This window comes from Hymenobacter sp. IS2118, assembly GCF_000715495.1.
GTDB lineage: Bacteria > Bacteroidota > Bacteroidia > Cytophagales > Hymenobacteraceae > Hymenobacter.
On sequence record NZ_JNLX01000048.1, the window covers coordinates 1 to 290 of the forward strand.

The window sequence follows — 290 nt, forward strand, 5'->3', positions numbered from 1 at the left end:
GCGCATAGACGATGCCCGCTGGGGCGGCTTCAGGGGCCGGGCAAGCCGGAACCTGGTCCAGGTCATGGGCGATGGCCTTCCCGTAAAAGCGCGTGAGCCGGTCAATCTGACTGGCCCCTACGGGCACCCCCAGCAGGGTTTCGGTCAAGGCGGCAGCCTGTTGGTAGACCTCGAATTGCCCTAAAAAAACCAGCTTCTCCTGGAGGTAGGGGCTGATGCCAAACCCGTTTGGGTGCACGCTAAAGGCCTCACTATTAGCTACTTGGATTTGGCCAAAGCGCGTCATCATC

The 290-nt window shown here is 60.3% G+C and carries 1 pseudogene; it reads right to left on the minus strand.

Features of this window, described 5'->3' with window-relative positions:
- A pseudogene (locus GM79_RS25320) lies at window positions 1–290 on the minus strand (ISLre2 family transposase); the annotation flags it as partial.